We start from the raw sequence: 12,985 nt of genomic DNA, 5'->3' as shown, positions 1-12,985 counted from the left end.
CGGATCATCGGCCGGGACGTGCCCGCCAGGCCAGACCCGCCACGACGACGATCAGGAATCCGGCGTACGCCCAGAAGGCCACGTCCATGAGCAGGTGCACCACGTCGGGCCGCCATCCGGCCGCGACCGCCAGCTCGCGCGCCGCCCCGGGCGTGTCCGCGACGCCCGAGCGCGACAGCCACGCATACGGCCCGCCACGACTCTCGGACCAGCCGAACATGCAACAGAGCTTCTCCGTACGCACCGCGAGAGTCCCGAACGTGCCCGCCGCCGCACCGGCCACCGCGCCCACGGCGGACCCGGCGGCCGAAGGGCGCAGCCGGTGCCAGAAGACCAGCGCCAGACCGGCGGCGAGCGGCACCAGCCCGGCCGGGGTGAACACGACGGCGATCACGCCGGCCGCACACGAGGGCGCCCCGATCAGCACGGGAACCGGATGGTCGGCGATCTTCGGGTCGGGTGTCACGACGCGATGTCTACCATCCGGCCACCACCGTTGTGGCGCTGATCGCAGAAGAGCGGGGCGCCGAGCGGGGCACGTACCATTGCCGGGTGACTGAAGCTCGTAAGCGGGTGTTGCTCGCCAAGCCGCGTGGTTACTGCGCCGGCGTGGATCGTGCGGTGCAGACCGTCGAGGAGGCGCTGAAGCTCTACGGCGCCCCGGTCTACGTGCGCAAGCAGATCGTGCACAACAAGCACGTGGTCAGCACGCTCGAGGCCCGTGGCGCGATCTTCGTCGAGGAGAACTACGAGGTCCCCGAGGGCTCCACGGTCGTCTTCTCCGCGCACGGCGTCGCGCCCGAGGTGCACGACCAGGCCCGCGAGCGCAACCTCAAGGCCATCGACGCGACGTGCCCCCTGGTCACGAAGGTGCACCACGAGGCCAAGCGGTTCGCCGCCGAGGATTACGACATCCTGCTGATCGGCCACGAGGGGCACGAGGAGGTCATCGGCACCTCCGGCGAGGCCCCCGCGCACATCCAACTCGTCGACGGCCCCGACGACGTGGAGAACGTCGTCGTCCGCGACCCGTCGAAGGTGGTCTGGCTGTCGCAGACCACGCTCTCGGTCGACGAGACGATGGAGACCGTGGCCCGGCTCAAGACGAGGCTGCCGCTGCTGCAGTCCCCGCCCAGCGACGACATCTGCTACGCCACCTCCAACCGGCAGCACGTGATCAAGGAGATCGCGCCCGAGTGCGACGTGGTGATCGTGGTCGGATCGACCAACTCGTCGAACTCGGTGCGCCTGGTCGAGGTCGCCCTCGGCGCCGGCGCCCGCGCCGGTCACCTGGTCGATTACGCCGCCGAGATCCAGGACTCGTGGCTCGAGGGCGCCACCACGGTCGGGGTCTCCTCCGGCGCGAGCGTGCCGGACGAGCTGGTCATGGAGGTGCTCGCGCACCTCGCCGAGCGTGGCTTCGGCGAGGTCACCGAGTTCACCACCGCCGAGGAGCGGCTCACCTTCTCCCTGCCGCAGGAACTGCGCCGCGACATGAAGGCCGCCGCCGCGGCGCGCGCCGCTAGCTGAGCTCGGGCGCCTGGGGCTGGCGCGGGGCCACCTCGATCTGGGGTGGCTGCGCCAGCTCCTCGTCCGAGACGCCCATCTCGGCGAGCTTGCGGGCGCTGACCAGCACCCGCGACTCCAGCGAGCCGACCGCTTTGTTGTACGCGCTGACCGCCCCATTCAGGGAGACGCCGAGCCGGCTCACGTGGTCACCCATGGTGGCCAGCCGGCCGTAGAGCTCCCGCGCCAGGTTGTGCACCGCCACCGCGTTGCCGGTCAGCGTCTCCTGCCGCCAGGAGAACGCGACGGTGCGCAGCATTGCGATCAGCGTCGCCGGGGTGGTCATCACGACGTTGCGACGGAACGCATACTCCATCAGGACCGGGTCGCGCTGCAGAGCGGCGTCCAGGAACGGGTCGGCCGGGACGAAGAGCACCACGAAGTCGGGCGACGACGCGAAAGCCGTCCAATACTCCTTGGCCGACAGCGCGTCCACATGCGCCCGCAGATGCCGGGCGTGCTGATCCAGATAGAGATCCCGGTCACGTTCGTCCCGGGCCTCCATCGCGGACAGGTAACCCTCCAGCGGGGCCTTCGCGTCCACCACCACGGTCCGGCCGCCGTGCAGGCGGACCACCAGGTCGGGCCGGACCCCCTGATGATCGGTCTCACCGGTGACCTGCTCGGCGAAGTCGCAGTGCTCCAGCAGCCCGGCCGCCTCCACGATCCGCCGCAGCTGGTGCTCCCCCCAGCGGCCACGGACCTGCGGCGTGCGCAGCGCCGACACCAGCTGCCGGGTCTCGCCGCGCAACTCGGTGGAGACCGCGCCCATGGCCCGCACCTGCTCACGCAGCTCCGCATACGCGTCGACCCGGTCCCGCTCCAGATCGGCGACCCGCTGCTCGTAGCGCCGCAGCGTGTCCTGCAACGGCGCGACGGCCCGGGCCACCGCCTCCTGCGACTGGACGGTCGCCTCATAGGACAGCGCCCGCATCGACTGCTCCAGCCGCTGCTCGCCGTCACGGGACGCGGCCACCGTCGCCTCCAGCCGGGCGATGTCGGCAGCGGCACGGGCACGGGCCGCCAGCCAGCCCAGGGCGGCGCCGGCCGCCAGACAGAGCAGGATCACGCCGAGCGTCGAGTACGTCACCATCGCAGATTGCCAGACCGGTACGACAAGACCGCCGCGGGTACTTTGGAAAACATGAACGGCGTGTTGCTCATCCTGGCCATCGTCGCGATCGTCGCCCTGGTCGTCGTCAGCGCCCAGCGCGGCGGCGGCAAAATCAAGCAGACCCAGCTCGAGGACGCCCGGGCCGAGGCCCAGAGGTGGTATGAACGGCTCGGCGGCCAGGTGTTGAACCTGCACGCCGACGAGCCGGCCGCCCGGCAGGCCCTGGCCGACGCGAGCGAGCGGTACAACGCGGCCGGCGGCCAGTTGCAGCAGGCCACCTCGGTGCGACAGTTCGAGCTGGCCCGCGAGTCGTCGCTGGAGGGACTGACCTATGTCCGGGCGGCCCGCCTCGCCTTGGGTCTGGACCCCGGCCCTGACCTGCCCCCGCTCGCCGCGGCCCGCGGCGCCGGGCAGCTCACCCAGGAACGCGAGGTCAGCGTGCAGGGGCACGCCTACAAAGCCGGCCCGCAGCCCGGCCCGGAAACTCCGTACTACTACCCCGGCGGCCGGGTGCAGGGCCGCCCGGTGCCCTCGGGGTGGTATTCGCAGCCGGTCTGGAAGACCGCGCTCGGCACCGGCGCCGGTGTGCTCGGCGGCATGCTGATCTTCGACGCGCTGTTCTCGCCGGCCTTCGGTGACGTCGGCGGCTACGCCGACGGTTACCAGGACGGGTTCGACGCCGGCAACGACGTCGACACCAACGGCCTCGGTGACTTCGGCGGCGGCGGGGGAGACAGCGGCGGCGGAGACGGTGGCGGCTGGGGTGGCGGCGACTTCGGCGGCGGCGATTTCGGCGGCGACTTCTGACCGTCCCGCTGGTCTACCAGCGCCGATCCGCCGGCGCTGACCCACCGGCGCTGACCCACCGGCGCTGGCTCGCCGGCGCTGGTCCGCCAGAGCCGATTTACCAGGGCTGCGGCGGCCGGAGGTCGGCGGTCGGCCGCGGGTAGGGATGCAGGCGCCGGGTCAGCTCCCGGCGCAACGCCCGCGGGCCGGGCCAGATCTGGCTCAGATCGGCCACGAACGCCGGCCCGCGCGACGTGACGGTCTGCGCCGGCCAGCCCGCACCCGAGCCCTGCACCGGGTGGACACGGTCCATGTCCACCGGCGTGACCTCGAGCACGGTGCGCAGGCCGCTGCGGCGCACCGTCACGGCGGCCACGTCCTCCCAGGCCAGCATCACCGGGTCACTGCCCTGCGCGGCCAGTTCCAGCCCGCCGGCCGACACCCGGACCCAGGTGGTCAGCGCGGCCCGCGCGGACAGCGAGTAGAACGCGGCGACCGCACCTCCGACGACCACCGCCTGCAGGGCGGTCACCCACCACGGGTCACCGGTGTCCCGGGCCAGCCGGCCCACGATCGGCGACACCACCAGGTACGACAGCATCAGCACGGCGAACACCGCGACGAACGTCCGGGCCGGCGACGACCGGAACAGCGTGGTGTCCCCGGCCGGCGCCTCGACCTCCTCCGGGGCGATCGGCATGCCTCCTATGGTGGACCGAACCACGGCCTCCGCTCCCGGGATCGCCGCATTTGCCACCGGAACCCCGGTCGGGGCTGCGGCCCCGACCGGAACCGCGGCCCCGACCGCGACCGCGATCGACTTCCTCAGGTCCGGTCTCCGCTGGGCCGGCCTCAGAACGCGCAGGCGATCACCAACTCCGGTGTCCGGTCCCGGAGCAGATCGAGCTGGGCGATCCGCCCGGCGGCGCGGACGTCGCCGCCGATCAGCTGGAGCTGGTCGAGCAGCGGGCCCGGCCCGAGCGCCTCGGCGAGCGGAACCTCGGCCCGCATCGACAGCTTGCGGTCCGACTTCGCCCTGCGGACCTGGCGCAGCGCGTCACCGGCCAGGTCCAGCAGCGCCGGCTCGCTCTCCGGCGCGATGCGGGTCAACTCATACCTCGTCGGCCACGGCGACCGGTGCACCGAGCCGTAACGCCACCACGACCAGATCTCCTCCGTCACATACGGCAGGAACGGCGCGAACAGCCGCAACTGCACGGACAAGCCGGTGGCCAGCGCGGCGCGTGCCGAGTCCCCGGCCGGGCCCGTCGCATACGCCCGGTCCTTCACCAGCTCGATGTAGTCGTCGCAGAACGTCCAGAAGAACGCCTCCGCCGCCTGCAGCGCGTCGGTGTGCTCGAACCGGTCGAACGCCTCCGTCGCGGTGGTGACGACACCGGCCAGCCGGCCGAGCATCGCCCGGTCCAGCGGCTCGGTGACCGGCTGCCGGAGCGCGTCCACCGCGCCCAGGCCCAACGCGAACCTCGACGCGTTGAGCAGCTTCGTCGCGAGCCGCCGCCCGACCTTCAACTGCCCCTCGTCATAGGTGGTGTCGACACCCGGCCGTCCGCTCGCCGCCCAGTAGCGCACCGCGTCCGCCCCGAAGCGCGCGAGCGGCTGGTCCGGCGTCAGGACGTTGCCCACCGAGCTCGACATCTTCTTGTGGCGCGGGTCGACGACCCAGCCCGACAGGACCGCGGTGTGCCAGGGCAGCACCCCGTGGCTCAGCTCGGCGCGCAGGACCGACGCGAACAGCCAGGTGCGGATGATCTCCTGGCCCTGCGGCCGCAGATCCATCGGGACCACCCCGTTGATCTCCGGGGTCAGCGACGACGTGGCCCACGTGTCCATGACGTCCGGATCGGCAGTGAAGCCGCCGGGCCTGTCCCGCATCGACTCGTCGAACCCGGGCGGGCAGTCAGAGGTCGGGTCGACCGGCAGTGCCGAATCGTCCGGTATGAGAAGCTGGTCGTGGTCCGGCTCGCCAGCGTCGTCGAGCCGGTACCAGATCGGGAACGGCACGCCGAAGAAGCGCTGCCGGCTGATCAGCCAGTCCCCGGTCAGGCCGGCGACCCACCGCTCGTAACGGTGCCGCATGTGCTCCGGAACCCAGTGCAGCTCCCGGCCGCGGGCCAGCAGCCGCTCGCGCAGCTCCGCGTCCCGCCCGCCGTTGCGGATGAACCACTGACGGCTCGTGACGATCTCCAGCGGCGCGTCGCCCCGCTCGTAGAACTTCACCGGATGCGTGACCGGCCGCACCTCCCCGACCAACTCGCCCGACGCGCGCAGCAGCTCGACGATCTCCCGCCGGGCAGCCTCGCCGGTCAGCCCGGCCAACGGCCGATAAGCCGCCATCGGGACGCCGGCCGGTGACTCCGGTAGGAAACGCCCGTCCCGTCCCAGGACGACCCGGGTGCCCAGACCCAGATCCCGCCACCAGGTGACATCGGTCAGGTCACCGAACGTACAGACCATCGCGATGCCGGTGCCCTTCTCCGGCTCCGCCAGCGGATGCGCGAGGACCGGGACCTCGACCCCGAACAGTGGGGACCGTGCCGAGGTCACGCCGGCGAACCGCGGATCACCGGGATGATGGACCAGCGCGACACACGCCGGCAGCAGCTCCGGCCGGGTGGTGTCGACGTCGATCGGCCCGGCCGGCCCGTGGAAGCGCAGCGTGTGGAACGCGCCGGGACGGTCCCGATCCTCCAGCTCCGCCTGCGCGACCGCGGTGCGGAAGCCGACATCCCACAGCGTCGGCGCCTCCGACGAATACGCCTCGCCACGGGCCAGATTCGCCAGGAACTCCCGCTGCGAGACGGCCCGCGCGTGGTCGCCGATCGTCGTATACGTCAACCCCCAGTCGACGGACAACCCGAGCCGCCGCCAGATCGCCTCGTACGCCTTCTCGTCCTCGCCGGTCAGCCGCCCGCACAGCTCGACGAAGTTACGCCGGGAGATCGCGACCGGTGAGGCCGGCGGTCGTGCCGGCGGCTGCCAGCCCGGCTCGTAGGGCATCGACGGATCACAGCGGACGCCATACACCTTCTGCACCCGCCGCTCGGTCGGCAGGCCGTTGTCGTCCCAGCCCATCGGGTAGAAGACGGCCTTGCCGCGCATCCGCTGGTAACGCGCGACCGTGTCGGTGTGGGTGAACGAGAAGACGTGCCCGAGGTGCAACGCGCCCGATACGGTCGGCGGAGGGGTGTCGATGGCGAACACGTCAGACCGCCCCTTCCGCCGGTCGAACGTGTACGTGCCCTCCTCCTGCCAGCGCGGCGCCCACTTGTCCTCGAGCCCGTCCAGCGACGGCCGCTCGGGGAGACCGGGGCGCCCGGTTCCCGTATCGCTCATGCGGCCACCCTAGGCTCGCCAAGACGACCGCTGCCAGCAGTTTTCCCCGCCGCTGAGTCCACACGGGAGTGTTGTGCGGCCCCGCCACCGGGCGGCATCACGCCGACCGTCATCGGCTGCCGTGCCATCCCGGGTCCCGTCGCGCCGGTCCGGGTCTCACGGCGTGCCCCGGTCCGGCGACTCGTGCTCCAGCAGCCAGGACTTGACCGGCAGACCCCATCGATAACCGCCCAGCGATCCGTCCAGGCGCAGCACCCGGTGACACGGCACGATCAGCGCCACCGCGTTGCGCGCGCACGCGGCGGCGGCCGCCCGGATCGCCGCCGGCCGGCCGGCCAGCCCCGCATAGTGCGAATAGGTCACCGGATCACCCGGCTTGATGTCCCGCATCACCTGCCAGGCGTGCGCCATGAACTCGCCGCCGCTGTGCTGCTCCACCGCCACCGCATCCAACGCGGTCAGGTCACCAGCGAAGTAGGCCCGCACCGCGGCCTGCGCCGGGCCGACGTCATCAGCCGGAATCCAGTCCTCCAGCAGACGTGGATGGATCAACCGCAGCAAACCGGGTAGATCGGTCGTGAAACCGGACGCGCGGACCGCGCCGGACTCCGCGACCACCAGGGTGAACGGGCCGGCCGGGGTCTCCATCGTGGAATGACGCAACATGGTCATCAGCTCCTTCTTCTCAGGCTTCGCGCGGTACAGCCTCGCGGATTCCCGTCGGCCACGAGCGACTTTCTGCGTCGCCTGTGGACAAAGGCTCGGCCTGTGGACAACGCGTTCCCGGGGCGGCCGGCGAGGTAGCTTGGCTGCCAAGTCCGGACCCGTGCTCGCGAGCGGGCCAGGATCCGTACCGGGCAATGGGTTTCTCTGTTCTGCTGTCAGGTCCGCTCCGGTCGGCCGTCGGAGGGTTCGGGGCTGTGAGGTCAGGCGGCTCGCCAGAGCCGGATCAGCGCGTACGAGCGCCAGGGGCGCCAACGCTCGGCATGCGCGGCGAGCGCCTTCGCCGAGTCCGGCAGGCCGAGCGCGGCCGCGCCACGGCGGGCGGCCAGATCAGTGGGAAGGAAGACGTCGGGGTCGCCGATCGCGCGCATCGCCACATAGCCGGCGGTCCACGGGCCGATCCCCGGGAGCTCCTGCATGCGGGCGGTGGTCTCGGAGCGGTCGGCGCCCGGCTCGAGGTCGAGTTTGCCGTCGGCGACCGCGGCGGCCAGGGCGCGGATGGTGGCGCGCCGGGCCGCCGGCATGCCGAAGGCGGAATCGGGCAGTTCGGCGACCACGGCCGCCGACGGGAATCCGGTCAATTGGTTGGTGGAGGCGGGGGCGGGGGCGGGGCCCGAAGGGCCGAGACCATCAGTTCCGCCGCTGCCGTCGTCAGCGGCAGCCGCCCGGACGATTCGCCCCAACGTCGTCCGAGCCCCGGACACGCTGACCTGCTGCCCCACCACAGCCCGAACCGCCATCTCGAACCCGTCCACCGCCCGCGGCACCCGCACCCCGGGTTCCGCCGCGACCATCGCCGCCAGCGCCGGATCCGCTCCCAGCATCGTGTCCACCGCATCGGGATCCGCGTCGAGGTCGAACAGCCGGCGGCACCGGGCCACCGCCGGTGCCAGGTCCCGGACGTCGCTGAGTCGTAGCGTCGCGAAGACCCACCGGTCCGCGGGGCGCAGCGCCACACTTCCGGTCCCGTGGGGCAGGGCCAGGCCTCTGCGGTACGTCAGGTCGTCCACTTCGTCCACCCCGGGCAGTGTCCGGGCGCCGAGGAATCCGAGCAGCGAGGTGGCGTGCAGTGGCGGCCGGTACGCGAGACGCAGGTTGATCACCCCGGCTTCGCCTCGCGTGATGGGCCGTTTCTCCCGCAGCCGGCTCGGCGACTGCGCGTACACCTCGAGCATCGTGTCGTTGAATTGGCGCACGCTGCCGAACCCGGCCGCGAACGCGATCTCGGCGAGTCCGAGGTCGGTCGTCTCGACGAGGATCCGGGCGGTCTGCGCGCGTTGCGCCCGGGCGAGCGCGAGCGGTCCGGCGCCGAGTTCGGTGGTCAGCATCCGGTTGAGGTGCCGTTCGGTGTATCCGAGGCGGGTGGCGAGCCCGGTCACGCCTTCCCGGTCGACGACTCCGTCGCCGATCAGCCGCATCGCGCGCCCGACCGTGTCGGCGCGGGCGTCCCATTCGGGCGATCCTGGTGCGACGTCGGGCCGGCACCGGCGGCAGGCGCGGAATCCGCCGCGTTGGGCGGCGGCCGCGCTCACGTAGAACGTGACGTTCTGGCGCTTGGGGGTGACGGCGGGGCAGGACGGCCGGCAGTAGATCCCGGTGGTACGCACCGCGGTGTAGAAGCAGCCGTCGAACCGCTGGTCGCGGCTGTCGACAGCGCGGTAGCAACGCTCGAAGTCCAGCTCCATGTCACCGAGTCTGCTCCGCGGGCGGGCCTTCCGGCTGGCGGGTTTCGGACCTGACCGTGCGCGCGTGATGTCAACTTGAGTTGACGACCCATCATGTGTCAACTACGGTTGACGCATGATGGCTTTGGTGACGACGGACATCCGGTGGCGGGCCTTCGGCGACGGGGGACCAGGGGTCGTGCTGCTGCACGGCGGAATGCAGACCTCGGCGAACTTCACGAAGCTGGCCCGTGAGCTGGCCGGCGACTTCACCGTCTACGTGCCCGATCGCCGCGGTCGTGGGTTCAGCGGCCCGGCCGCACGTGGTCACGGGCTGCGGACCGAGATCGACGACCTGTCCGCGGTCCTCGGCGAGACCGGCGCGCGCAACGTGTTCGGGCTCAGCTCGGGGGCCGTCATCGCCCTGCGGGCGGCGCTGGAACTGCCGATCGAGCGGCTCGCCCTCTACGAGCCGCCCCTCAAGCACGATCTCCACGATCCGATTGCCTGGCTTCCCCGGTACGAACGTGAGCTGTCCCGTGGCCGCACCGCCGCCGCGTTCACCACCGTCGTGAAGGGCACGGGCGGCGCCCGCTTCCTGCCCCGGGCCGCGATGCTGCCGCTCGCCGGGCTGGCCGTGCGCAACTCCGGGATCGCGGAGCTGGTGCCGTCGATGCGCCTGGACGCGGCGGTGGTCGAGGGCGCGGCCGGCCCGCTGACCACGTATGCGAGCGTGACCGCGGAGACGTTGCTGCTCGGCGGGGAGCGCTCACCGGCGTACCTGAAAGCGGTCTTGAACGGTCTTGAACCGGTGCTGCCGAACGTGTCACGCGTGACGCTGGGCGGTGTCGGCCACCTCGCGGCGGACAACAGCGGCAGGCCCGCCCTGGTCGCCGCGGAACTGCGGAGGTTCTTCGAATAGCGAACCCCGTAGACTGGCGTTCCGTGAGCCTCACCATCGGAATCGTCGGCCTGCCCAACGTCGGCAAGAGCACCCTGTTCAACGCCCTGACCAAGAACGACGTGCTCGCCGCGAACTACCCGTTCGCGACGATCGAGCCCAACGTCGGCGTGGTCGGCCTGCCCGACGAGCGGCTGGGGAAGCTCGCCGAGCTGTTCGGCAGCGAGAAGATCCTGCCGGCGCCGGTGAGCTTCGTCGACATCGCCGGCCTGGTCCGGGGCGCGTCGAAGGGGCAGGGCCGGGGCAACGCGTTCCTCGCGAACATCCGCGACGCGTCCGCGATCTGCCAGGTGGTGCGCGCGTTCTCGGACCCGAACGTGCTGCACGTCGACGGCAAGGTGTCGCCCGCCGACGACATCGAGACGATCAACACCGAGCTGATCCTGGCCGACCTGCAGACGGTCGAGAAGGCGCTGCCGCGCCTGCAGAAGGAAGCGAAGCTCAAGAAGGAGAAGGCCGCTGCGGTGGCCGCCGCCGAGGCCGCGTTCAAGCTGCTCAACGACGGTGTCACGCTCTATCAGGGCGCCGCGGCCGCGGGCGTCGACCTGGACCTGCTGGGCGAGCTGCACCTGCTGACCACCAAGCCTTTCCTGTACGTCTTCAACGTCGACGAGGCCGAGCTGGGCAACGAGACGTTCCTGAACGAGCTGCGCGCGCTGGTCGCCCCGGCCGAGGCCGTGTTCATGGACGCGAAGATCGAGTCCGAGCTGATCGAGCTGGACGACGAGGAGGCGCTGGAGCTGCTCCAGTCCACCGGCCAGTCCGAGCCGGGCCTGAACCGGCTGATCCGCGTCGGGTTCGAGACGCTGGGCCTGCAGACCTACCTGACGGCCGGCCCGAAGGAGGCTCGCGCCTGGACCGTTCCGGTCGGCGCGACAGCTCCGGAGGCGGCCGGCGTCATCCACTCCGACTTCCAGCGCGGCTTCATCAAGGCCGAGATCGTCAGCTACGACGACCTGATCGCGGCCGGTTCCATGTCCGCAGCGAAGGCGGCCGGCAAGGTCCGCATGGAGGGCAAGGACTACATCATGAAGGACGGCGACGTGGTGGAGTTCCGTTTCAACGTGTAAGGGGTCCGGCCCTCGCCGCCAGGTGGGCGAGGGCTTGTCTCGCCCATGCCGGGTCGTCCGTTGGCAGTTTTCCTACTCATTTGACACACTTGAGCCATGGGCGACACGACGTACAGCATCGGGGAAGGGCCGGCGACGCGGGTGAGCCTGTCGCTGCCGGAGGGGACTGCCGAGGCGATCCGGGCACGGGTGGGTAAGCGGGAGTTCTCCGCGTTCATCACCGAGGCGGTCGAGCGGGAACTGCGCGGACAGATCCTCGATGAGTACCTGGCGGACTACGAGAGCCGCAAGGGGCCGGTCTCCGAACAGGCTCGTCAACGGGCGCGCCAGGTGTTCGACGAGGTGTTCGCCGAGGAGGAGGAATGGCCCGCCGCAAGCTGATCCATGGGGGGACCCTCGTCCTGGACAGCGAAGGGCTCTCGAAGCTGCTCGCCGACGACGACCAGGTTGTGGCGCTCGTCGCCGAGGCGCGCTCGCGCGGCATGGAGGTCGTGATCAGCGCACTCACGATCATCGAGGCTGTTCACGTGCGTACGAACAGGCCTCGCCTGAACTGGGTGCTCTCCGGGCTGCGTGTGGTCCCGGTGGGTGACGAGGAGGCGAGGGCGGCGTCGACGCTGCTGATGGAGGCCGGTCTGCACGGCCACAAGTACGCGATCGATGCGGCGGTCGCCGAGGCTGCGCTGCGCCAGCAACGCCCCGTGGTCATGTTGACGTCTGACATCGACGACATGGGCAAACTCTGTGCCGCCCGCATTCGGCTCGTGGCGGTCTGAAGCTGTGTCTCGCTGACTGTGCGACTACATCCACGGCCCTAGGATGCTGCTCCGCCGAGGGCGGCTTCAGTCAGACTCGAGTTCGCCGGGCAGCGGATGCGGGCGATCGGGCTGTAGCGGGTCGTCGGCTCAGTTCCCCGAGCCGGACACCAGCCCGTCCAGGTCAATGGCGATCGGGAACGGCCTGGAAATGCGCAATTCGGTGCGATGGATTCCGGTCGCTACGTAGGCCTGGGTCGGTCCGTCGATTTCGTAGGTATGGACGACCGGCGCCTCGTCCTCTTCCTCGACGATCCAGTAGTGCGCGATGCCGGCCTCCGCATATTTGCGCAGCTTGACCGTCCGATCACGGTGGGCCGATTCCGGCGAGACCACTTCGATGACCAGAAGCACCTGGGCAGGCACGAAAAACGTGGCATTCGTGTCGTATGGCTTCGAGACGGCCAGCACATCCGGCTCGGGCCGGTTCAGTTTGTCGAGCCGAATCGTGATCTCCCGCATGATCCCGATGTCGGCTGGTGCCTGTCCTCTGAGGGCTGTGCGCAGCTCGTCGACGACGATGGCGTGCCAGATTCGCTGGGGGGACATCATGAAGACGAGTGCTCCATCGATCAGCTCGGTGTGACGCGGTGCCTCGGGCAGATGGTCCAGGTCATCGGCGAACCAACCCTCGATGCGAGGCGGGCGCATCCACTCGGGCAGAGCTGATGTCATGGAGCAACCGTAACAGTCAGCGGGGTGTGGCGTTGTGGAGGCGAATGCCGCTGAAGCCCAGCGTGCTCTCGGTGACCTCGTCCTAGAACGGCCACAGGTTCGGCAGGATCCGGAGCTGGATTCCCGCCGCGGAGTGAACGTCGATCAGATCGTTGACCGTGGACGGGGCGTCGACCGCCCAGACTTAGGGCTCAGGCCGTTGAGCGGTGACCGCGACGTGCGGACGAAGCGGGTGATCGCCGGGTCTCGCCAGAAGT

13 protein-coding genes are annotated in these 12,985 nt (G+C 70.7%); 6 read left to right on the top strand and 7 right to left on the bottom strand.

Annotated features, from left to right (window positions below; all coding sequences use genetic code 11):
* Nucleotides 1–4: 4 nt before the first annotated feature.
* A complete protein-coding gene (locus tag Acy02nite_RS20715) occupies nt 5–466 on the bottom strand; it encodes a hypothetical protein (protein WP_203742918.1) in 462 nt (153 codons plus the stop codon).
* Between the two features lie 41 nt (nt 467–507).
* Here Acy02nite_RS20715 and Acy02nite_RS20710 point away from each other — a divergent pair, with 41 nt between their 5' ends.
* Nucleotides 508–1,530 (top strand): 4-hydroxy-3-methylbut-2-enyl diphosphate reductase, encoded by a 1,023-nt coding sequence (locus Acy02nite_RS20710; RefSeq protein ID WP_239175052.1) that lies wholly within the window; start codon nt 508–510, stop codon nt 1,528–1,530.
* On the opposite strand, the gene Acy02nite_RS20705 is transcribed toward Acy02nite_RS20710, so the two are convergent.
* Complete coding sequence (locus Acy02nite_RS20705; protein ID WP_203742914.1) at nt 1,523–2,659, bottom strand: DNA recombination protein RmuC; 1,137 nt, start codon at nt 2,657–2,659, stop codon at nt 1,523–1,525. The genes Acy02nite_RS20710 and Acy02nite_RS20705 overlap by 8 nt on opposite strands.
* Nucleotides 2,660–2,710: 51 nt before the next feature.
* Between Acy02nite_RS20705 and Acy02nite_RS20700 the strand changes: the two genes are divergently transcribed.
* Nucleotides 2,711–3,487, top strand: a complete 777-nt coding sequence (locus tag Acy02nite_RS20700; protein ID WP_203742912.1) for a DUF2076 domain-containing protein — start codon at nt 2,711–2,713, stop codon at nt 3,485–3,487.
* Nucleotides 3,488–3,584: 97 nt separating this feature from the next.
* Here the strand turns inward: Acy02nite_RS20700 and Acy02nite_RS20695 are convergent, their stop codons facing one another.
* The 4 genes from Acy02nite_RS20695 to Acy02nite_RS20680 form a co-directional block, all read right to left on the bottom strand.
* Nucleotides 3,585–4,166, bottom strand: coding sequence for a hypothetical protein (locus Acy02nite_RS20695; RefSeq protein ID WP_203742910.1), 582 nt, complete (start codon nt 4,164–4,166; stop codon nt 3,585–3,587).
* A gap of 152 nt (nt 4,167–4,318) precedes the next feature.
* On the bottom strand, nt 4,319–6,820 hold the full coding sequence (gene valS, locus Acy02nite_RS20690) for a valine--tRNA ligase (protein WP_203742908.1): 2,502 nt from the start codon (nt 6,818–6,820) through the stop codon (nt 4,319–4,321).
* 156 nt (nt 6,821–6,976) lie between these two features.
* On the bottom strand, nt 6,977–7,486 hold the full coding sequence (locus tag Acy02nite_RS20685; protein ID WP_438820864.1) for a methylated-DNA--[protein]-cysteine S-methyltransferase: 510 nt from the start codon (nt 7,484–7,486) through the stop codon (nt 6,977–6,979).
* 260 nt (nt 7,487–7,746) lie between these two features.
* Nucleotides 7,747–9,228: an AlkA N-terminal domain-containing protein gene (locus Acy02nite_RS20680; RefSeq protein ID WP_203742904.1), complete on the bottom strand. Its 1,482-nt coding sequence runs from the start codon at nt 9,226–9,228 to the stop codon at nt 7,747–7,749.
* A gap of 115 nt (nt 9,229–9,343) precedes the next feature.
* Here Acy02nite_RS20680 and Acy02nite_RS20675 point away from each other — a divergent pair, with 115 nt between their 5' ends.
* The 4 genes from Acy02nite_RS20675 (at nt 9,344) to Acy02nite_RS20660 (ending at nt 12,014) form a co-directional block, all read left to right on the top strand.
* On the top strand, nt 9,344–10,129 hold the full coding sequence (locus Acy02nite_RS20675) for an alpha/beta fold hydrolase (protein ID WP_239175045.1): 786 nt from the start codon (nt 9,344–9,346) through the stop codon (nt 10,127–10,129).
* A gap of 23 nt (nt 10,130–10,152) precedes the next feature.
* Nucleotides 10,153–11,238: a redox-regulated ATPase YchF gene (ychF, locus tag Acy02nite_RS20670; protein WP_203742902.1), complete on the top strand. Its 1,086-nt coding sequence runs from the start codon at nt 10,153–10,155 to the stop codon at nt 11,236–11,238.
* Nucleotides 11,239–11,334: 96 nt separating this feature from the next.
* Nucleotides 11,335–11,619 carry a hypothetical protein gene (locus Acy02nite_RS20665; RefSeq protein ID WP_203742900.1) on the top strand — a complete coding sequence of 95 codons (285 nt, stop codon included), beginning with the start codon at nt 11,335–11,337 and terminating at the stop codon, nt 11,617–11,619.
* Nucleotides 11,601–12,014 (top strand): PIN domain-containing protein, encoded by a 414-nt coding sequence (locus Acy02nite_RS20660; protein ID WP_203742898.1) that lies wholly within the window; start codon nt 11,601–11,603, stop codon nt 12,012–12,014. Before Acy02nite_RS20665 ends, Acy02nite_RS20660 begins: the two co-directional genes overlap by 19 nt.
* A 129-nt stretch (nt 12,015–12,143) precedes the next feature.
* Here Acy02nite_RS20660 and Acy02nite_RS20655 read toward each other — a convergent pair whose 3' ends face one another.
* A complete protein-coding gene (locus tag Acy02nite_RS20655) occupies nt 12,144–12,728 on the bottom strand; it encodes a Uma2 family endonuclease (RefSeq protein WP_203742896.1) in 585 nt (194 codons plus the stop codon).
* Between the last annotated feature and the right edge of the window lie 257 nt (nt 12,729–12,985).

It is taken from the genome of Actinoplanes cyaneus (assembly GCF_016862095.1).
Lineage (GTDB): Bacteria > Actinomycetota > Actinomycetes > Mycobacteriales > Micromonosporaceae > Actinoplanes > Actinoplanes cyaneus.
The sequence above is the reverse complement of the archived record's forward strand: the minus strand, read 5'-3'. Positions and strand labels throughout refer to the sequence as shown.